General features: G+C 60.9%; 12 protein-coding genes and 1 pseudogene. 5 read left to right on the top strand and 8 right to left on the bottom strand.

The window, feature by feature from the left end:
* Positions 1-20: 20 nt before the first annotated feature.
* From purC to KIH75_RS07910, 4 genes are all read right to left on the bottom strand, one after another.
* Entirely contained in the window at positions 21-770 is a 750-nt protein-coding gene (gene purC, locus KIH75_RS07925; protein WP_219056211.1) for a phosphoribosylaminoimidazolesuccinocarboxamide synthase, read from the bottom strand.
* 148 nt (positions 771-918) lie between these two features.
* Positions 919-2,208, bottom strand: a complete 1,290-nt coding sequence (purT, locus tag KIH75_RS07920; protein ID WP_219056210.1) for a formate-dependent phosphoribosylglycinamide formyltransferase — start codon at positions 2,206-2,208, stop codon at positions 919-921.
* Positions 2,209-2,365: 157 nt separating this feature from the next.
* Positions 2,366-6,400, bottom strand: coding sequence for an ATP-dependent RNA helicase HrpA (gene hrpA, locus KIH75_RS07915; RefSeq protein WP_219056209.1), 4,035 nt, complete (start codon positions 6,398-6,400; stop codon positions 2,366-2,368).
* Positions 6,401-6,540: 140 nt separating this feature from the next.
* A complete protein-coding gene (locus KIH75_RS07910; RefSeq protein ID WP_219056208.1) occupies positions 6,541-7,173 on the bottom strand; it encodes a class I SAM-dependent methyltransferase in 633 nt (210 codons plus the stop codon).
* Between the two features lie 557 nt (positions 7,174-7,730).
* Between KIH75_RS07910 and hflX the strand changes: the two genes are divergently transcribed.
* The 3 genes from hflX (at position 7,731) to KIH75_RS07895 (ending at position 12,749) form a co-directional block, all read left to right on the top strand.
* The gene (gene hflX / locus KIH75_RS07905; protein ID WP_219056219.1) at positions 7,731-9,206 is read left to right on the top strand and encodes a GTPase HflX; all 1,476 of its coding nucleotides are present in this window, start codon (positions 7,731-7,733) and stop codon (positions 9,204-9,206) included.
* Between the two features lie 307 nt (positions 9,207-9,513).
* Positions 9,514-10,476, top strand: a complete 963-nt coding sequence (locus KIH75_RS07900; RefSeq protein ID WP_219056207.1) for an L-lactate dehydrogenase — start codon at positions 9,514-9,516, stop codon at positions 10,474-10,476.
* Between the two features lie 1,115 nt (positions 10,477-11,591).
* The gene (locus tag KIH75_RS07895) at positions 11,592-12,749 is read left to right on the top strand and encodes an acyltransferase (protein WP_219056206.1); all 1,158 of its coding nucleotides are present in this window, start codon (positions 11,592-11,594) and stop codon (positions 12,747-12,749) included.
* Positions 12,750-13,325: 576 nt separating this feature from the next.
* Here the strand turns inward: KIH75_RS07895 and KIH75_RS07890 are convergent.
* Positions 13,326-14,249 (bottom strand): cation diffusion facilitator family transporter, encoded by a 924-nt coding sequence (locus KIH75_RS07890; RefSeq protein WP_219056205.1) that lies wholly within the window; start codon positions 14,247-14,249, stop codon positions 13,326-13,328.
* Positions 14,250-14,366: 117 nt separating this feature from the next.
* A complete protein-coding gene (lexA, locus tag KIH75_RS07885) occupies positions 14,367-15,113 on the bottom strand; it encodes a transcriptional repressor LexA (protein ID WP_219056204.1) in 747 nt (248 codons plus the stop codon).
* Positions 15,114-15,731: 618 nt separating this feature from the next.
* Between lexA and nrdR the strand changes: the two genes are divergently transcribed.
* Positions 15,732-16,196, top strand: a complete 465-nt coding sequence (gene nrdR, locus KIH75_RS07875) for a transcriptional regulator NrdR (protein ID WP_219056203.1) — start codon at positions 15,732-15,734, stop codon at positions 16,194-16,196.
* Positions 16,197-16,621: 425 nt separating this feature from the next.
* Complete coding sequence (locus KIH75_RS07870; RefSeq protein WP_219056202.1) at positions 16,622-19,192, top strand: DEAD/DEAH box helicase; 2,571 nt, start codon at positions 16,622-16,624, stop codon at positions 19,190-19,192.
* Between the two features lie 315 nt (positions 19,193-19,507).
* Here KIH75_RS07870 and KIH75_RS07865 read toward each other — a convergent pair whose 3' ends face one another.
* Positions 19,508-20,503 (bottom strand): PPK2 family polyphosphate kinase, encoded by a 996-nt coding sequence (locus KIH75_RS07865; protein ID WP_219056201.1) that lies wholly within the window; start codon positions 20,501-20,503, stop codon positions 19,508-19,510.
* Between the two features lie 282 nt (positions 20,504-20,785).
* Positions 20,786-20,913: pseudogene (locus KIH75_RS07860) on the bottom strand (hypothetical protein); the annotation flags it as partial.

Genomic DNA, 20,913 nt, shown 5'->3' with positions numbered 1-20,913 from the left:
ATGCGGACTTGACGTGCATGTCAGGCGATGGTGACGCCTTCGGCTTCGGCCAGCTTGGCCAGACGGCTTTCGATCTCCTCGTAGGCGGGGATGATGTCGCCCAGGTCGCGGCGGAACAGATCCTTGTCGAGATGCTCCACCTTGCCGGAATGGTCGCGCTGATCCCACAGGCGGCAGGAATCCGGGGTGATCTCGTCGCCCAGCAGCAGCGTGCCGTCGGAGGTGCGGCCCATTTCGATCTTGAAGTCCACGAGCTTGACATCGATCTTGGCGAAGATGTCGATCAGCGCCTCGTTGATGCGGCGGGCGAGCGGGGCGATTTCGGCCAGGTCCTCGCGGGTGCACACGCCGAGCGCGACGAGATCGTCGTCGTTGACGAACGGATCATGCAGATCGTCGTTCTTCAGGAAGTATTCGAGCACGGGTTCCTTGAGCGGCAGACCCTCCTCCACGCCAAGGCGGGAGCAGAAGTGACCGGCGGCGGTGTTGCGCAGCACGATCTCCAGCGGGAACATGTTCACCTTCTTGACCAGCTGCGCGGTGTCGTTGACGCGCTTGATCAGGTGGCTGCTGATGCCGCGCTTCTCCAGGAGTCCGAAGATGAGCGTGGTGATGAGGTTGTTCAGCCGGCCCTTACCTTCGAAATCTTCCTTCTTTTCACCGTCGCCTGCGGTGGCGGAATTCTTGTATTCGACCCAGAGCACTTCCGGATCCTCGGTCGCGAACAGCTGCTTGGCCTTGCCCTCGTAGAGCTTTTCCAACTTCTCCATTACTCGCCTTTCCTGGGGTTTGGGAGGTAGATAGTTTGGTGAACTTGACGGTTACAAGATAGCAACGGGAGGCTACATTCCGCAGCCTCCCGTCGCGTTTTCGGACGGGGGTTCGCGCGGGTGCGTGCACGTCTCGCCCGGCGGCCCGTCAGATGACCGTGATGTCGAGCGCGTCGGCTACGCGGGCGGCCTTGGCTCGGGCGTCGGATTCGCCGGCGCCGATGGCGAGCGCCACGGCCATGCGGCGGTGGCCGTGCACTTCGGGTTTGGCGAAGATGCGCAGGTCGGTGCCGGGCTCCTGGAGGGCGTTCGCGACGTTGGTGAAGACGGCTTGGCCGTCGCCTTCGACCACGATGGCGTGGCTTGCGGCGGTGGTGCCTTCGGGGATGCTGAGCGCGACATGTTCGGGGGTGACGGGCAGGCCGAGGATGGCGCGTGCGTGCAGGGCGAATTCGCTCAGGCGCTGGGAGATCATGGTGACCATGCCGGTGTCGTGCGGGCGGGGGGAGACTTCGTTGAACAGGATCGAGCCGTCGGTGAGGACGAAGAGTTCGACGCCGAAAACGCCCCAGCCGGTTTCACCGGTGGCGCGTGCCTTGGCGACCAGTCCTTCGACGGCGGTTTTGGCGATGCGCTGGGCGCGGGCGGTTTCCTCGGCTGCGGCCGAATCGGCGGCAGTGCCGTTGGTCTGCCAGGATTCGCGGTAGTCGCCGGATTCCTGACGTTGGCCGATGGGGGTGCAGGTGACGATGCCTGCGCTGGAACTGACGGTGAGGACGGTCAGTTCGCGTTCGAGCGGGGCGAGCGCTTCGACGATGACGCGGGAGACGTCGCCTTCGTCGTGTGCGCGGCGGCCTTCCTGCGCTTCGGTCCATGCGGCGTCGATGGCGTTTGCGGTGCGTACGACGGATTGGCCGTGGCCGGAGGAGCTCATGATCGGCTTGACGACGCACGGGTAGCCGACTTCTTCGGCGCCGGCGCGCAGTTCCTCAAGGGAGCCGGCGAAACGGTAGGGGGTGGTGGGTAGGCCGAGTTCCTCGTGGGCGAGGACGCGCAGGCGTTCGCGGTCCATGCAGATCGCCGCGATTTCGGCGCTCGGCACCACTTGTGCGCCATTGGCGGCGGCATCGGCGAGCTCCTGGGTGGCGATGGCTTCCACTTCCGGCACGATGATGTCGGGTTTGACGTCGTCGAATAGGGCTTTGAGCTGTTCGGGGTTGGCCATGTCGAGCACGCGCGACTCGTGGGCCACCTGCTGTGCGGGGGCGCCGGCGTAGGAGTCGGCGGCGCACACCCATGCGCCGAGGCGCATGAGTTCGATGGTGACTTCCTTGCCGAGTTCGCCGGCGCCGAGGAAGAGCACGCGGGTCGGGCGGTTGCCCAGCGGCGTGCCCAGGGGACGGTTGATACTGCGTTGTACGGAGGTGGAATCAGTCATGTTCCACATTCTGTCACTCGCGCTGGATGGTTGGCGGCGGCGCGGGTGACGGAATGTGCGGCGTGCGTATGGTGAGACGGGATGATGGTCGGCAAGGCGTATGCCATGCCGCTCGGAAGGCCTCGCGGGGGAGAGGAGGCTTCCGAGCGGTTTCCGGTCAGGCGAGCGCCTTCTTGATACGGTTGAGGCTGGCGGGCTTCGGGGTGCCGAGTTCCTGCGCCCACAGGCTCACATAGAATTCCTCAAGCATCCACCGCGCATCGGTGGCCTTGCGCATCAGCTCCTCATGCTTCGGGCCCGCGGGTTCGGCCTTCGCTTTGGCCATGGCCTTGTCCACCAGTTGCTTGGCCTCATCCGCCTCCCATGCCCAGCGCACGTCACGGTTCTTGTCGTTCTTCGCCTTGGTCAGGCGCATCAGATCGGCATGCAGGTAGCGTTCCACGGATTTAAGCGAAGCGGGCGGCGTGGCCCCGATGAAACCGGGGTACACGAGCGTGGCGATATGTTCGCGGATCGACTGCAACACCGAAAGCATCGGCAGGTCGGCTTTGCCGCTCACCGCCTTATCGACCTCCGCATAGCGTTTCAGAATCGCGATCACATCGTGGGAAACGGCGTACACCGTATCCTCATACACTTCACGCACGTCGAGCACCGCGTTCGCCAACGCCTCATCATCCTTGAGCTTGTCCACCTGCGGCATCAGACGTTTCACCGCAGCCAACTGCAGATCCTCCGCCAGCTCCTTCGTCGACTTGTATGGCGCGGACGCGAGCATCAACGCCTCCGCACCCAGCCAACGCGAGGAAATACGCTCATCCGGCAACCGCAGCGCGTCCAACGCGCCACGCCACAGCATCGACGCACGCGACTCGGTCGTAGCGCCCGAACGGTGCAGCAAATCCGCCTGACGCACGATCTTGCCCTGATCGGCAGCCTGATCGGCCTGCCTGCGCACCATGCGACGAGCCGACTCCTCGGCCTGCCGCGCGAACCGCACCTGCAACGCCTTAAGATCCTTGGACTTGCCCAACACCTTCACCTGCCGGCGCGGGCCACGGCGCGCATGCGAACCCCGCCCATTCGCCACAGGCTGCTCCACCGCGAACGTCATCCGCAGATACGGCGACAAGCGTTCGATAAGCTCGGAACCCAACACCTCCGGGTGAATCTGCGCGCCGACCGTGGCAATGGCCGCCTGCGTGAACACATGAGCCAGATCAGGGTAGGTCACGTCCGCGCTGGTGCCCGGCAAATCCGGATAATGCTCGTCGATCCACGCGCGAATCTTACGCGCCGCATCCGGCGCGGGCACGAACTGCACGCGCAACTGCTTAGGCAGCGCCTTGATCATGGCCAGCGTCAACTCGTCCAACAAGCCCGGCACATTCCACGTGAACTGCTCCGGCGTGATACGCCCCAACGCCTTCAACGGCACATGCACGGTCACGCCATCATCCGGATTGGTCGGATCATAGACATACGACAAGCGCAGATCGATCGGCTGACCATCCGTGCCGCGCGTATGCCAATGATCCGGATAATCGGCCAGACTCACCGCATCCGCCTCACTCAGACGCTCCACCTTATCCGGGTCGAAATCAAGCAGCGTCGGATCGGCATCATGATGCGACTTCCACCATTTCGCCAACGACGCCAACGACGTCACATCCTGCGGAATCACACGGTTATAGAAGTCGAACAGATCCTCATCCGTAATGGTCTGCGCAAGCTGGCGCGTACGATTCGCGTCATCGGCGGCATCCTCAAGAATACGCAGATTCCTGCGCACGAAATCGTCATAACTGAACCGCTGCTGGATATCACCCTCCACCAGACCCTGACGGATCAGGAAATCACGCGCCTCCGGCGGATTGATACGACCCCACAGCACCGTACGATCCTGCACGATCGGCAGACCATACAACAGTACCTTCGCGCTCGCCACCGCCGAACCGCGCGAACCCGACCAATGCGGTTCCGCATACGTCACACGGGTGAGGGAACCGGCCAACGGCTCGGCCCACGCCGGGTCGATCGCGGCGCAATACCGCGCCCACAGGCGGGACGTCTCCACCAATTCGGTGCTCATCACCCAGCTCGGCGTCGACTTGGCCACCGAGGACGCGGGGAACAGCGCGAAATGAGTGCCGCGCGCACCCTGATAATCGTTCTTCGCCATCTTCTGCGCACGCTTGATGGCCTTCGCCTTGGCCGCGCCCTTCAACCCGGCGAAATCGGAAGCCTTCGGCTCGCGCACCACCTGCATGCCCATCATCGACAGCAAGCCGGCGAGCATGGACTTATGAATGCCCTCCGCATCCCACGAACAGCACAGGCTATGCGCCGCCTGCTGGTTCAACGGCAACTGGCGGATCTCCAAACCGGCACGCGAAGACGGCAGCGGATCGCCCACCTTGAACCGCATTTCACGGCACATCTGACGCAGCTGCGAAACCAGATCCTTCCACTGGCGCATGCGCAGCCAACTGAAATACTCGGTTTTGCAAATGCGGCGCAGCGCATTGTTGCTCGGCTCGCCATCGGCCTGGAACACGCGATCCCAAATGTTCAACGCGGTCAGGAAATCACTGGTCGGATCGGCATACCGGTTATGGATGCGGTCCGCCTCCTCGCGATGCTCCTCCGGGCGTTCGCGCGGATCCTGCAAGCTCAGGAACGCCACGATGACCAGCACGGCGGCCAACGTGTTCGGCGACGTGGAACGCGCCGCCTCGATCACCATACGGCCCAGGCGCACGTCGATCGGAATACGCGCCAACTGGCGTCCGATCGGCGTCAACGTCACCTCGCCGCGCCTACGCGCCACCGCCTTCAACTCGGTCAACTCGTTGAAACCGTCGGAAACGGCCTTCATATCCGGCGGGTCGATGAACCCGAACTCCGTCACATCATTGGCCGTGCGCGCCACGCCCACGCTCAACATGTGCAGCACCACCGCACCCAACGACGTGCGCAGGATCTCCGGATCGGTGAACCGCGGGCGCGTCTCATAATCCTCACGGCTGTACAGGCGGATCGCGATACCGTCCGCCACACGGCCGCAACGGCCGGAACGCTGATCGGCACTCGCCTGGCTGATCGGCTCGATCGGAAGACGCTGCACCTTCGCGGTCTTGGAATATCTGGAAATACGTGCGGTACCCGGGTCGACCACGTAACGGATACCCGGCACGGTCAGCGAAGTCTCAGCCACATTCGTGGCGATTACAATGCGCTGATGCGTATGCGATTCGAACACCTTATGCTGATCGGCCGCGGAAAGACGCGCGAACAACGGCATGATCTCGATCGCGTCCGGACGGCGCATATCCTCGGCGCGCGGGCCGAAATGATGACGCAACGCCGACTCGAACTCGTGGATGTCGCGCTCGCCGGAAGCGAAGACGAGAATGTCGCGCGCGCCACGCTCATGGCTGGAATGGATGATGAGCTCGGCGCAGGCGCGGGCCACGGCGGTGGGCATGTCGGTTTCGCCGGCGCTGTCCTCCGTGCCGTACTCGTCGCTGCCCGGATCCACGCCACGCGCGAAACCCGGCACGTCATGCATCAGCGCGGGCGCCGCACCCAACGGCTCATAGACGATCTGCACCGGGTAGGTGCGTCCGGACACTTCGATCACCGGCACCTTGGTGTGCAGCGCATGCTCGAAATGCTGCTGGAACTTCACCGAATCGATGGTCGCGGACGTGATGATGAGCTTCAGATCGCGGCGCTGGGGGAGCAGGGCCGTCAGATAGCCGAGCAGGAAGTCGATGTTCAGACTGCGTTCGTGCGCCTCGTCGATCACGATCGTGTCGTAGGCGCTGAGCTTCGGATCGCGCTGGATCTGCGCGAGCAGAATACCGTCGGTGACGACCTTCAGGCGCGTGGCCTTGGACGTGTCGTCGGTGAACCGCACCTGGTAGCCGATCTCGTCGCCCAAGCGCACGCCCATCTCTGCGGCGATACGCTCCGCCACCGTGCGGGCCGCGATACGACGCGGCTGCGTGTGCACGATCTGGCGGCCATGCGAGCCGCGCCCGAGCTCCAGCAGAATCTTGGGCAGCTGCGTGGTCTTACCGGAACCGGTTTGGCCGGAGACGATGACCACCTGGCTTGAACGAACGGCCTCGGCGATGTCGTCGCGTGCGGCCGATACCGGCAATTCAGGCGGGTAAACGAATTTCATCACGATCCTTAGTGTCTCAGTGTCTGAGTGAATAGGGGAATGAGTGAATGGGGGATGGGGGATGAGTGAATGGGGAGTTTCAGCGGGGTTCGATCCGGAATCCGACATGCGCTCGCCGGCGTGCGGATCCGCGTGCAGACCTACGCGCGGATGACCTCGATCACGCGGAATCCCTTGGCGCTGTGGTATTTCGACACCTCATAACCGTCGCCCAGCGCGTCGGCCAGCCAGTTGATCAGCGAGTCCGCGCCCAGATTCTTCTGCACCACCAGATAGGCGGCGCCATTATCGGACAGGCGCGGCAGCCAGGTCATCAGCAGCGTGTGTAGCGCCTCCTTGCCGATGCGGATCGGCGGATTCGACCAGATCGCATCGAAGGTCAGATCAGGGTCGATGGCGGAAGGGTCGACGGGCTTCGCGTCGGCGTCGGTACGGATGACGTGCACATTGTCGCAACCGTTGCGACGCGCGTTCGACTCGGTCAGCTCAAGCGCGCGCTCGTTCACATCGGCCGCCCAGACGGTCGCCTCGGGCGAAGCGAAGGCGAGCGAGAGCGCGATCGGCCCCCAACCGCACCCCAGGTCGAGAAGATTGCCATGCTCGGGAGGCTCCGGCGCCTGCTTGAGCAGCACCGAAGTGCCCAGATCGAGACGCGAACCCGAGAATACGCCGTTCGACACCTCGACATCGGTGTCACGCCCGCGCAGCTTCACATGCAGGGTGCGGCGCACGTCCTTCGATGAGGGGTCGGCCGAAAAATACTGTTCCGCCATGATGTTGTCCCGAACCTTTCTCCGTGTGATCCTTGAAGTCTGTTCTTTGAGGCTTGTTTTCCGAGGCTTGTTCCCTGGGTTTGTTTCCCGGGGTTTGCGCCCTGAGGTCCGCTCTTCGAAGGGTGTTCCTCGAAACGTCCTCGATGCTCGCCCCGGCGCCCTGCCGCCCGTTCCGCCGGGGCGAAGTGGACGGAGGCTGGCCTGTCACCTCACATGATGATAATAATGAACGTGCCCGCAACGTTCCGCATGGCGGCGGCACGGGCAGGCGAGACGCGGCGGCGAGCCGTGGCTCGAAACGAAACGTGGACCGAATGCGGATTGGAACGCGGGCCGAAACGTGGGCCGAAACGTGGGCTGAGACGCGGACCGGAACGCGGACCGAAACGTAAACCGAGAACGAGGTGGCATTGACCCTGAGCGACGATATCGACAAGACCGGTGAAGGTGACCGCATGGCCGATCGTACGGCCGATCGCGCGGTTGATTATGCGGCTGATCGTGCGGTGAACGCCGCGGGCGCCGCTGTTGCAGGCCGCGGCAACGCAGACGATGGCATGCGCGGCGACAATGCAGCCGCCCGCGCGGACGTGCTCTCGGAATCCTCCGAAGTGCTGCTCGGCGACAACGCGCACGGCGTGGGCTTCGACCCCTCCGGTAGCGAGGAATGGGCCGAACGAGAATCGCGCAACCAGCTGAAACGCGTCGCGGGCCTCGGCGAACTGCAGGACGTCACCGAAGTCGAATACCGCAAGGTCAGGCTCGAACGAGTGGTGCTCGTGGGCGTGTGGTCGAGCGCCGTCACCACGCAGGCCAAAGCCGAGGAATCGTTGCGAGAGCTCGCCGCGTTGGCGCAGACCGCAGGCGCCGTGGTGTGCGACGGCCTGCTGCAGCATCGTTCAAGACCCGACGCGGCCACCTACGTGGGTTCCGGCAAGGCGAAGGAGATCGCCGACATCGTGGCGCGCGACGAAGCCGACACCATCGTCGTCGACGACGATCTGCCGCCGAGCCAGCGCCGAGGACTGGAAGACGCCGCCAAAGTGAAGGTGGTGGACCGCACCGCCGTCATCCTCGACATCTTCGCCCAGCACGCCACCTCGCGCGAAGGCAAGGCGCAGGTGGAACTGGCGCAGCTCGAATACATGCTGCCGCGACTGCGCGGTTGGGGCGGGTCACTGTCCCGCCAGGCCGGCGGACAGGCCGCAGGCCAGAACGGCGGCATCGGCTCGCGAGGCCCCGGCGAAACACAGATCGAAATGGACCGTCGCGTGATCCGCACGCGTATCGCGCGACTGAAGAAGCAGATCGCCCAAATGGCGCCCGCCCGCGAAGTCAAACGCGGATCGCGCCGCCGCTACGGGCTGCCCACCATCGCCGTGGTCGGCTACACGAACGCGGGCAAATCCTCGCTCACCAACCGACTGACCGGTTCCGGCGAACTCGTCGAAAACGCGCTGTTCGCCACACTCGACACCGCGGTGCGGCGCACCAAGGCGAAGGATGGGCGCCTGTACGCCTACGTGGACACGGTCGGCTTCGTGCGCAGGCTCCCCACGCAGCTGGTCGAAGCGTTCAAATCCACGCTGGAAGAGGTCGCCGACGCGGATGTGATCCTGCACGTCGTGGACGCTTCGCACCCCGACCCGTTCTCGCAGATCGACGCGGTCAACGAAATCCTCGCCGACATCGAAGGCACCGCATCCATCCCGCGCATCCTGGCGTTCAACAAGGCCGACCTGTGCGACACGGCGACCGTGGAACGTTTGACGGCGCTCGAACCCGACGCGCATATCGTCTCCGCATATTCCGGCGACGGCGTGGAAGAGCTGCGCGCCGCGGTGGAGGCGCTGCTGCCCACGCCGGGCGTGCACGTGGAGGCGCTGCTGCCGTATTCCGAAGGAGCGCTGCTGTCCAAGATCCGCGAATACGGGCATGTGCAGGACGTGCAGTGGCTGGACGAGGGTGTGCACGTGTCGGCCGATGTGGACGATCGGCTGTCGGCACAGATCGTTGCGGCGGCGATCGACTAGGCGACTGGTTGGTTGCGCCGCTGATGGTGGCACTGGTGTGGGAGCTGACGCGGGAACTGACGCGGGCGTGGGAACTGACGCGGGAACTGACGCGGGAACGACTGTTCGCTGTTGACAACTGGTCAGCCATGCTTTGCCGCGTTCCGTCGTGTGTCGAGATGCTCCGACACGTTCCCACAGGCGGATTCCGGCATGGCGCGCGGCGATATGTGAGCGCTGCCAGTGTCAGGTTATGTGAGTACAGTTGAAGTGATGTTTTGAGGAATGATGCGCCCAAACGGCGCATCTCTCTAAGAGAGGTATAACCATGGCAGAATCGCTTATCAAGCCCACGAAGCTTGCTGTTATCGGTGCCGGCGCAGTCGGTTCCACCCTCGCCTTCGCCGCCGCCCAGCGTGGCGTCGCCCGCGAGATCGTGCTCGAGGACATCGCCAAGGAACGCGTGGAGGCCGAAGTGCTCGATATGCAGCACGGCTCCAGCTTCTACCCGACCGTGTCCATCGACGGTTCCGATGATCCCGAGATCTGCCGCGACGCCGACATGATCGTCATCACCGCTGGCCCGCGTCAGAAGCCCGGCCAGACCCGCCTCGAGCTCGTCGGCGCCACCATCAAGATCCTGCAGTCGATCATCCCCGGCCTCGTCAAGGTCGCTCCGAACGCCATCTACATGCTCATCACCAACCCGGTCGACATCGCGACCCACGTCGCCCAGAAGATCTCCGGCCTGCCTGAGAACCAGGTCTTCGGCTCCGGCACCAACCTGGATTCCGCTCGTCTGCGCTTCCTGATCGCGCAGCAGACCGGCGTCAACGTCAAGAACGTCCACGCCTACATCGCCGGCGAACACGGCGATTCCGAAGTCCCACTGTGGGCTTCCGCCACCATCGGTGGCGTCCCGATGTGCGACTGGACCCCGCTGCCCGGCCACAAGCCGCTCGACGCCGAGGTTCGCGAGCAGATCCACCAGGACGTTAAGAACGCCGCCTACAAGATCATCAACGGCAAGGGCGCGACCAACTACGCCATCGGCATGTCCGGCGTCGACATCATCGAAGCCGTGCTCAAGGACTCCAACCGCATCCTGCCGGTCAGCTCCATGCTGAAGGACTTCCACGGCATCTCCGACGTGTGCATGTCCGTGCCGACCCTGATCAACCGCCACGGCGTGAACACCGCCATCAACACCCCGGTGTCCGACCGTGAGCTCGCCGCGCTGAACCGCTCCGCGGAGACCCTGCGCGAAACCGCCGCCCAGTTCGGCTTCTGATAGTCGCTAGGTTTAATCAGGTTTCTGGGCTAGGTCGGCTTCCCGGTTCCCGAGATTCTTGGGTTCCCGGGGCAGACCAGCCTCTAGGCGTTCTGCGTTGGGCCGGAACACATAAACCTGACTTCCGACGGGATAATTTGCCCTCCCAACGGGAAACCTGACCACCAAACGGGAAACCTGGCCCCCAAACGGGAAACCTGGCCCCCAAACGGGAAACCTGGCCCCCAAACGGGACGTTGCCTCCGCAACGTCCCGTTTTGCGTTTTCCTTCCCCATTTTCCTCTTTCTCTTTCTCTTTCTCTTCCCCTTTCCCTCTCTTTCCTTCCCTTTTCCCTTCCCTTTCCTTTCTCCTCTCTTTCCTTCCTCTCCTCTCTCATACCGTTTTCAGACAAATTCGGCCCAATTTTGTCTGATTCCGGTTAAGTCTGCCCGGGTTCGGAGAGCGGTTCAGAGAGCCGGGTGCCTCTCATACCGTTTTCGGACAAATTCGGCCCAATTTTGTCTGATTCTGGTTACGCCTGTCGGGGTTCGGAGAGCGGTTCAGAGAGCCGGGTGCCTCTCATACCGTTTTCAGACAAATTCGGCCCAATTCTGTCTGATTCCGGTTAAGTATGTCCGGGTTCGGAGTGATCCAAAGCGGTACGAACCGATCCTCATTAATTACCGAAATCAGACAGAATCAGGCTGTTTTTGTCCGATTTCGGTAAAAATCGACACCGATTCGTACCGTTTTCAGACAGAATCGGGCTGTTTTTGTCTGATTTCGGTAAAGTTCGCGGCTGGGCTGGAATTTCGGGTGCCTCTCATACCGTTTTCAGACAGAATCGGGCTGATTCTGTCCGATTCCGGTTAAGCCAGTCAGGGAAGGAAAGAGTCGGATAGCTCTCCTCTCGTTTTCGGACAGGAAGAGGCCAATTGTGTCTGATTTTGGCGAGGGGGATTGGCAAGCGCGGAAAGTCCGAAAGCCTCACCCCGTTTCAGTCGTATTCCCATACCCCCGTACCGCTGCGAAACGAGACGCCCGCGTCAAACAGTATCGGTATGCTTACGTTTGCAAATACTGCTCATGCGGCTGTTTCGCAAATGGTTCACAGGTGCTGAATCGAACGCAAGGTATGAACGTGCATACCCCCGTGCATCCGCGCAAGCAGGCCATCGATGGAGGAATGGGGAGAATCGTGCCGACGAAGCGTAGAGAAAGCAACTATGACCTGTTGCGCATCCTCAGTTGCGTTGCCATTATCGTGATTCACGTAGCCAAGCAGTGGGTGGACATCGGTCAGGGGAATCAAGCCTTCCTCGCCGGTCTGAACCGCCAAATGCTGGTGAACATCTACGATTCGCTGTCGCGTTTCGCCGTGCCGTGCTTCGTCATGATCTCCGGCGCGTTCATCTTGGACAACCCGAAGAACCTCGACTACAAGGCGTTCTATCGCAAATCGTTCCGTCATGTGGTTGTGCCGACCTTCATATTCACGATCCTGTACACCCTGTTCAAAGCGTGCATGAACCTCGCCGGCACCGGTTCTGGCTGGGGCGACGTGCTGTCCGGTCTGGTGGCCGGCAAGCCGTTCTACCACATGTGGTATCTGTACATGCTCATCGGCGTTTATCTTCTCGTCCCGTGGGTGATTCGCATGAAAAACGAGATCGGTGAGCGCGCGTTCGAGAGGGTTGCGGTGGCGTTCCTGATTCTCGCGGTCGCCAGCATGTGGACGATGGGCGAGGCGAAGTTGGCGTGGAATCTTGGCATGGCGTTCTGTTATCTCGGCTATTTCGCCGTCGGGTATGTGCTTAGGAAGAGGATTGGCAAGAGCACGAAGGTTGCGGTTCTGGCGTTGTCGGCAGGTCTGCTGATCGAGGTGCTCAACGGGGTCGTGTATTACTGGGCGCATTATGTTTCCGCCAATGGTTTTTCGCTGAGCATTATCGGACCGTTCAGCCCGCTTGTTGCGCTTTCCTCGGTGCTGATATTCGTCGGGTTCGCTGCGATGGATGTGAAGGCTCCGTTGGGTGGGCTTGCGAATATGACGTTCGTGATCTATCTGATTCACGCCGGTGTGGTTGAGATTGTTTCGACGATCATGGTGTTGACGAACGGCAAGGACTGGGTGATGCGATTCGACCCCTTGTACTGGGTGTGGATTTTCGTGTTGTTGGTGTCGTTGGTTTCTGTGGTGTTGACGGTGCTGTACGACAAGCTGTTCGACGCGTTGGATGCTAGATTCTCCATCACTGATGGACTGACTCGTTTGGTGAGGCTTGAGGGTTGATTCGTACCGTTTCCAGACAAATTGGGCCTGATTTTGTCCGATTCTGGTCGAGTCGGTCAGGGCTTGGGAGAGCTGGCTGCCTCTCATACCGTTTTCGGACAGAAATGGGCTGAATCTGTCTGATTTCGGTCGAGTCGATGTCGAGTCGGTCAGGGCTTGGGAGTGCCGGGTGCCTCTCATACCGTTTTCAGACAGAATCGGGTCGATTTTGTCCGATTCCGGTGAAGCCTGTCCGGGTCGGGAAGAACTGACTACCTCTCATTACCGTTTTCAGACAGATTCGGGCTGATTCTGTCCGATTCCGGTGAAGCCTGTCCGGGTCGGGAAGAGCTGACTGCCTCTCATTACCGTTTTCGGACAGATTCGGGCTGATTCTGTCCGATTTTGGTGAAGTTGGGAACGTCATTCCTCGTCGGTCACAGCGGACATGGCGAATGGCGCCGGTCCCAAAGCGGGGAATCGGCGCCATTCGGTTGCCATTCGGTTGCCGTTCAGTTGCCATGCGGTTCCAGTGCTCCAGCGTTTTAGTGTTCCAGAGTTTTAGCCGCTTCAATGCCGTAGCGAGTCTCCCGCAAACTAGCGGTGCATCTCCTCGGCGGACAGCGAACTGTACCCCTCCGGCTCAAGCTGGAACGTGGTGTGCGGCACGGAAACGGGGAAATGCTCGCGCAGGCAGTCCTGCAGTTGCTTGAGGATCTGCGCGCCGTCCTCCATGGTCAGCCCGTCTTCCACCACCACATGCGCCATGAGAATCGGCAGTCCCGTCGACACCGTGCTGGCATGCAGGTCGTGCACGGCAACCACTTGCGGCACGGATTCCAGATGCTTGCGCACTTCATCGAGATCAAGCCCCTGCGGGGTCTCCTCCAGAAGCACGCGAACGGCGTTGTGCAGCAGTTTGATCGCGCGCGGAATCATGAGCAGTGCGATGATGCCGCCGGCGATCGCGTCGAACTTATCCCAGCCGGTCGTGAGCATCACCAGGGCGGACGCCACCACGGCCACCGAGCCCAACGCATCGTTCATCACCTCAAGGAAAGCGGCCTTCATGTTCATGTTGTCGCCGCGTTGCGAGGAGAGGATCGTGATGGAGACGATGTTGGCCACCAAACCGAGCACGCCCACGAACAACAGCAGTCGGACGTCGTTGATTTCGGATTCGGAATTGCCGAACAGTCGCATGCCGGCCTCGAATAGCGCGTAGATGCCGACGAACAGCAGCACCAGTGCGCCGCATGCGGCGGTGATGACTTCAAGTCGTGCCCAGCCCCAGGTGCGGGTGCTGTTGGGTTTGCGGCGCATGAGTATGGCGGTGATGGTGGAGGCGACGAGCACGGATACGTCGGTGAGCATGTGGCCGGCGTCGGTGAGCAGGGCGAGTGAGTCGGTGATGAACGCGGCCACGACTTCGACCACGAATACGGTGAGGGTGACGGATAGCGTTGCGATCAGTCGTTTCTGATGCCCCTCGCCTTGCGGAGTGGTATGCGTGTGCGCCATGTTCTGTTCCTTTCCGGAGAGCAGGTGAGACTGCTTCTCAATACCATTTGCTTTTAGCCTCAAATACGACGAAACCCCGGCACATGGCCGGGGTTCCGTTACTTTCCGTGAATGACTCTACAACTTTCGAAGGACGGTGACAACCTTTCCCATAATGGTGGCGTAGGTGCCGTCGATGGGGGAGTAGGCGGGATTATGCGGCATAAGCCACACGTGGCCTTTCTCCTTGCGGAATGTTTTCACCGTTGCTTCGCCATCGAGCAGCGCCGCCACGATGTCGCCGTTCACCGCCGTATGCTGTTCGCGCACCACCACGAAATCACCGTCACAGATTGCGGCGTCGATCATGGAATCGCCGTGCACCTCCAGCATGAACAGGTTGCCGCCGGAGCCAGTAAGGCGTTCGGGCAGACGCATTACGTCATCGATGTGCTGTTCCGCGGTGATGGGGGTTCCCGCTGCGATACGCCCGACCAGTGGGATGTCGCGGGATTCGAGGACCGCTTCGCTCGCCTTCGAGGAGGGGAAGGGAATGATGGTTGCGGTGCCACGTGCGGAATCGTCATCGATCTCGACGTCTTCGATGCCGGTCGGTTGCGCGGAGAACGGATCATGCAGTATTTCGACGGCGCGCCCCTTGTTGGCGTTGAGCCTGATGTACCCCTTCTCTTCGAGGGCCTGCAACTGATGCTTGACCGATGATGGGCTTTTCAGACCGGCGGCGGCGCCGATCTCGCGGAATGAGGGAACGAAACCACGTTCGTTCTGGTAGGTGGTGATCGCCTTGAGCACCTGAAGCTGGCGGTCGGTGAGATCGCTGGGCGCCGAGGCGTCTGCTCGTGGCTTGTAGGGGACAGTGCTCATGGCGCTCCTTTCGTCGTTCTCCTTAGCTTAACGTGAATCCGTTTTGAAATCAAACATTTGTTCGACGCGGCGGGTTGCGCCGTTCGAACATCTGTGCAACAATTAGAACAAACGTTCGATAGAACAACTGTTCGAAAGGTTGGTGGTCGCGATGCGTGGGCATGTATTCGGGATTCCGTCGGCTGGCGATGGTGCCGTGTCCGGTGCGGGTTACGGGTCGGTGGAGCGCGAGCCTCTCCTTTCCCGTATGGTTACGTGGCTACGGGAGTCAGGGGAGATGGGGCGGTCGAGACTGCTTGCCGTGGTGTTGTCCGTTATGGTCGTATGCCTGGGTTTGGGGTGGCTTACGCCGTCCAATGCGGATTCCGCGACGGAACCCATGCGGGTGGTGAGTTATACGGTGCAACCGGGGGACACGTTGTGGGCGTATGCGTCCATGATTACGCCGGAAGGAGGTGATGTATCGCGCACGGTGAGGGAACTTATCGATCTGAATGAGCTTGATTCGGCGTCGCTTGTTCCGGGGCAGAGAATAATCGTGCCGGCCGAGTGAGGGGAAGCGCGTGCGAACCGCGCTGCAACACGCGAATTCCTGCGGTTTCGGGTATGGTGGGGGTCATGCATTGCCCTTATTGTCATCATTCTGAAACCAAGGTCATCGAGACGCGTGTTAGTGAGGATGGGTACTCCATTCGTCGCCGGCGTCTGTGCCTGCACTGTAACCGTCGTTTCACCACGCTGGAGACCACCACGCTGTTGGTGGAGAAGCGTTCCGGAAGCCTCGAGCCGTTCAATCGCGACAAGGTGATTTCCGGTGTTCGGAAGGCGTGCCAGGGCAGACCGGTGCAGGAAGCCGATCTGAAGAAGCTCGGGCAGCGGGTCGAGGAGGATCTGCGATCGGCGGGGCAGGCGCAGGTTACGTCGGCTGAGGTTGGCAAAGCAATTCTTAAGCCGCTGCGTGACTTGGATGAAGTGGCGTACATGCGATTCGCAAGCGTGTATCAGAACTTCGAGAATCTGGAGGACTTCCAGGCCGCGATAGACGAGTTGCGCAACGGGAACGAGGAGGAATCCGAAGCGTAGACGGTTACCGGGGCCGTGAGGTTTCGGATGATCGGTCATCGCATATCGGAGGTTTGAATGCGCGTCGGAGGTCCGAGTACGTATCGAGGGGGCTGATATGGAGGCTCGTCTTGATTGCTCGGGCACTTGGGTATTCGGATACTTGGATATTCGGTTACTCGGTTACTCAGGCATTCGGACGCTAGGAGACTTGGGCGCACGACGCGACGATGTACGACAATGAGGGTCGTCGCGACGATGCGATCAGCTACTGCGATGCAATCAGCTGTGGCGAAGCAGCCGACCACATGCGTTTGACGATTCGAGACAACTTAAATATGGGTCGGCATGAGCCAATATGGGAATGCGACCAACTTGGGATCGGTGCCAATAGGGATACGGCCCCATATGGGAATACATCAACACGGGAATGCAAGGTGGACAAGATGAGTGATGAAACAAAGTACGGCTCCCTAGGGCGACTCGCCCCTGAATGGGACGGTGACGAGAGAGCCCGCAATCTGACGGCCGACGATATCTACGAGCGGTTCTTCGACTGGGCCATCGATGTGAAAGGCATCGAGCCGTGGCCACATCAGGAGGAAGCCATCATGGATATCCTCGCCGGCGATCACGTCATCCTGAACACGCCAACGGGATCGGGTAAATCCCTAGTGGCGTTGGGCATGCACTTCGCGGCCCTGTGCACCGGTCGCAGGTCGTATTACACCGCGCCGATCAAAGCATTGGTCAGCGAGAAGTTCTTCGACCTCATCGAAGTCTTCGGTCGTGAGAACGTAGGCATGATCACGGGCGACAGCCACATCAACGCCGATGCACCGATCATCTGCTGCACGGCCGAGATCCTGGCCAATCAGGCGCTACGTGAAGGCGAACATGCCGACATCGGTTTGGTCGCCATGGACGAGTTCCACTATTTCGGCGACTCCGAACGTGGATGGGCATGGCAGGTGCCGCTGCTCACCCTGCCGCAGACGCAGTTCCTGCTCATGAGCGCCACCTTGGGCAACGTGGACGCCATCGCGGACAAACTCGCCGATTTGAGCGACACCCCGGACGTCGACATCATCGCGAATGCGCCCCGACCCGTGCCGCTGAGCTACGAATACACGCTCGACCCGCTCGAGCGTACCGTCGAACTGGCCTACAAGGACGGTTCAACCCCCATCTACGTCGTGCACTTCTCACAAGATGCGGCACTCGAAACCGCGCAGGCGCTCGCATCCACCGGCGTGTCCAGCAAGGAGCAGCGTAACGCCATCGCCGAAGCCATCAAGGGCGTGAAATTCACCACGGCATTCGGCAAAATACTGCAACGTCTGCTGCGCACAGGCGTCGGCGTGCATCACGCGGGCATGCTGCCGCGCTACCGCAGGCTTGTCGAACAGCTGGCCCAGCAAGGTCTGCTGTCCGTGATCTGCGGCACCGACACCTTGGGCGTCGGCATCAACGTGCCGATTCACTCCGTAGTGCTCACCGCGCTGACCAAATACGACGGCAACAGGATGCGCAAGCTCAAGGCCAGGGAATTCCATCAGATCGCGGGACGTGCCGGGCGCATGGGCTTCGACACCGAAGGTCTGGTGATCGCCGAGGCTCCCGAATTCGAAATCGAAAACCAGAAGGCCGTGGCCAAGGCCGGCGGTGATCCGAAGAAACTCAAGAAAATCAAGCGCAAGAAGGCTCCCGAAGGGTTCGTGAACTGGAATCAGAACACCTTCGACAAGCTCATCGACGCCGAGCCGGAAACCCTGGTGCCGCATCTGAAGATCACGCATTCCATGGTGCTCAACGAAGTGGAACAGGGCGGTGACGCTCGTGCCCGCATCGACAGGCTCATCGACGATTCGGCACAGACACCGGAGCAGAAGGAACGTCTGCATCAGCGTGCCGACGAAATCTTCCAGACCCTGTTCGACACGGAAGTCATCGAAACCGAACGGCTTGCGGATGGTAGCTTGGACTATCTGATGACGCTCGACATGCCGGACGATTTCGCGCTCGACCAGCCGCTGTCTCCGTTCCTGCTGGCCGCGCTCGAACTGCTCGACCCCGAATCGGAAACCTATGCGCTCGACGTGATTTCCATGGTCGAAGCCACGCTGGAGGATCCGCGTCAGGTGCTGCGCGCGCAGGAACGCGCGGCGAAAGACAAGGCCATGGCCGACATGAAAGCCGATGGACTCGATTACGACGAGCGTATGGACAGGCTCGCCGAAATCACCTATCCGAAGCCATTGGAAGACATGCTGGACGCGGCCTTCACCAAGTACCGACATGACGTGCCGTGGGCGAACGACTACTGGCTGAGCCCCAAATCCGTGGTGCGCGACATGGTCGAAACCGCTTCGGACTTCACCGGCTACATCGCCCGATACAACATCGCGCGTTCCGAAGGCACGCTGCTGCGCTACCTGTCCGACGCCTACCGTTCGCTGGCCCGCACCGTGCCGCTCGAAAAGCGTGACGAACGTCTGAAAGACATCATCGCATGGCTGCGCGTACTCGTGCGTTCCATCGACTCCAGTCTGGTGGACGAATGGGAGAATGCCGGCAACTCCTCAGACGATGCGTCCCAGGCCGCGGCATCGCTTGCCGCTCCCGGTTCGGGCAATGAGGTGGTCGAAGACAGGCGTGGCCTAACCGTATTGGTTCGCAATGCGCTGTTCCGCCGTGTGCAGCTCATGGACCTCGACAAGCCCGATGAACTCGGCGCACTCGACCATGACTGGGGTTACGGCGTGCACGAATGGGAGGATGTGCTCGACGATTACTACGACGAACACGAATACGTGAACATCGACGCCGAAGCCCGTTCGCCCAAGCTGTTCATGCTGGACGATACGCATGAGCGCGACGAACATACGTGGAAGGTGCGTCAGATCATCGACGATTCCGACGGTGACCATGATTGGGCCATCACCGGCGTGGTCGACCTCGATGCCACGCAGAGCGGCGGCGAAGTCGTATTCCTCGACTACTCGGTCAGCGACTGAGCGCAGGGGAGTTGACCGGGCCGGTCTAGTGGACCGTCGGTTGGATGAGTTGTTGGCCTAGGTGAACTGTTCGTCTGTCTGGCTGTTGGTCTGGAGAACTGTTGATTTGGTGAAACGTCGAGCGGATGATGTTGGTCGGTCGAACCGTTGATCGTCCGACCAACAGGCGGCTGGAAACTAAAGCTGGTTACCAGTCGATCAAAGTACCCGGTAACCAGAGGCATCCGCTAATCAAAGGCATCCGTTAGTCAGAGGCACCCGGTAAGGGCACCTTTAAGCCAAAAGGACGTCCCCCTAACCGGGAGCACCCAGCAATCAGTCCTCCGCCAAACGTCGGCGCATTTCGTCGGCGTCCACGGACAGCGGAGGCCACAACAGGTTCATGTTGCGCATGCTGATGCGCAGCAGTTCCGACACCACGGCACGCGAATACCAACGATTATTCGCCGGAACCACGTACCATGGCGCATCATCGGTACTGGTCTTTTCGAAGACCTCCTGCCAGGCGTCCATGTACTCGTCCCAGCGTTCGCGCGCCTCCAAATCACTCGGATCGAACTTCCAATACTTCGTCGGATCATCCAAACGATCAAGGAAATGTTTCTTCTGCTCCTCACGACTGGAAACGAGGAAGATCTTCAGAATCGTGCAACCGTCGGCGGTCAGCTCATGCTCGAACTGGTTGATTTCGTCATAGCGTGCGCGCCACTGATCCTCCGGCACCGTGCCGTAAATGCGCGGCATCACGATGTCCTCATAATGCGATCTGTCGAAAATGCCGATCCAGCCGTTCTGCGGCAGCTGTCTTCTCACACGCCACAGGTAATCATGCTGCTTCTCCTCCTCGGTGGGTGCGCCGAACCCGTGATAGTGGATGCCCATCGGGTCGCCCTGGCTGAACACGTGCCGCACAATGCCGCCCTTGCCGGAAGCGTCCATGCCCTGCAGCACAATCAGCAGCCGCTTGTGTGAATGCTTCGTGCCATTCGCATACAGCAGACGCTGGTAGCGGGCGATGCTCAGCGAACTGATCTGCATGAAATGCTCGGCTTCCTCACGGCTGCCGCTCCACCCGGGCAGGGAATGCGGGTCGACCGCGCGCAAATCCACATCGGAATGGAAACGAAGCATTTGCGCGGGCGGCAATTCCCATACGGAACTCAGCAGCTCGCTGACCTTCGCCACATGAGCCAGACGTTCCGACACGGTTTTCGCGCGTTTGATCGTGTCGAGATGATCCTCCACCTTCTTCAGGGTCTTCTCCACACCCGTGTCTTTGACGGTCCCCTTTTTCAGATCTTTGTCAGACATCCTAGCCTCCTTGCTAACAATGCAACCGGTTCCATCCTAGTGGCGAAATTCGGGAAACGCCGTTTTTAAGAGGGGATTGTCGGGGATTGCAAGGGGGATTGCGCGGCGTGGTTAAGAGAAGATAGGCGAGGGCGCAGCCCCGCACCCCACATACCGAAATCGGACAAAATTCGCCCTATTTTGTCTGATTTCGAGGAAGCTCTCCCGGAGTCTGTATTCCCTGTGTTACCGGAATCGGACAGGAATGGGCTGATTTTGTCTGAAAGCGGTATGGGGTGTTCCGGGGTCGGAACCGCGCATGGACTTGATGAACGCGGAGATCACGTCGTAATGGTCGTCGCCGTCCTTGTCGTAACGGACCGTGGCCGTGTCCATGACGGTCGAAACGATGTCCGGCGTGATGATCGGCT

It is taken from the genome of Bifidobacterium pongonis (genome assembly GCF_019331805.1).
In the GTDB taxonomy this organism is placed as follows: domain Bacteria; phylum Actinomycetota; class Actinomycetes; order Actinomycetales; family Bifidobacteriaceae; genus Bifidobacterium; species Bifidobacterium pongonis.
This window is presented reverse-complemented; position numbering and strand designations above follow the sequence as displayed.